Annotated in this window: 1 protein-coding gene; it reads right to left on the bottom strand. The window is 45.9% G+C overall.

Annotated elements, in window-relative coordinates; genetic code table 11:
• A partial coding sequence (locus tag A3750_RS02275; protein WP_156498319.1) for a hypothetical protein occupies positions 1-518 on the bottom strand: 518 nt, incomplete at its 3' end.
• Positions 519-665: the final 147 nt, after the last annotated feature.

Genomic DNA, 665 nt, shown 5'->3' with positions numbered 1-665 from the left:
CGAACACTAGGATCCTGATCAATGGCGGCTTTAATGTCATCGTCTTCAATAAGTAGGACAAGTCCTTTTATTTCGCTACTGACGGACTTCCACTCATCTGGCTGCCACTTTGGCGCGTTGAGCTCGATCAGTAGGTTGCGATGCGTCACCAGTTCTTTGAGATTTCGATCTACTTTTTCTCTGGTCGCTTGTGCCTTCTCTAACAGCTTTCTAGACGCAATAAGAGCTCTAACAGGCGAAATTGTGCTTTCGTGTAAGCTATTCAGGGCTGTTTCGGCGTCTTCCAAAGCGTCCAGCGCTGATGCGTAGAAGCTCGGCGAGTAAAATTCTAGGCCTAAATTTTCAGGTCGGCTAAAAAGTGCTGCTGTTCGCTCATAGAGCTGTTCCGGCGAGGAAGTTTCGGCTTCTTCAGGCGGTTCTATGTGGTCATACTTGGGTTTATCGGTGTTGGCGCATCCAGATAATGCAAGTAATAGGGTGCTGATAAGTAGTGTTGGCAAGGCTCGCATAGTAAGCAATTGTTCTTCTTTGGTTCGTTGTTAATGAGGGTCACGCTTAGGCTAAGTTTATCCTGCTTTCACACTTCAAAAAAATGGTTCATTGGCAGATTACGTAAAGGTGGCTTCGAATTGTGTTCAATAAAGCCCTTTGATGAGCGAAGCAAT

Source organism: Oleiphilus sp. HI0079 (genome assembly GCF_001635105.1).
This window is presented reverse-complemented; position numbering and strand designations above follow the sequence as displayed.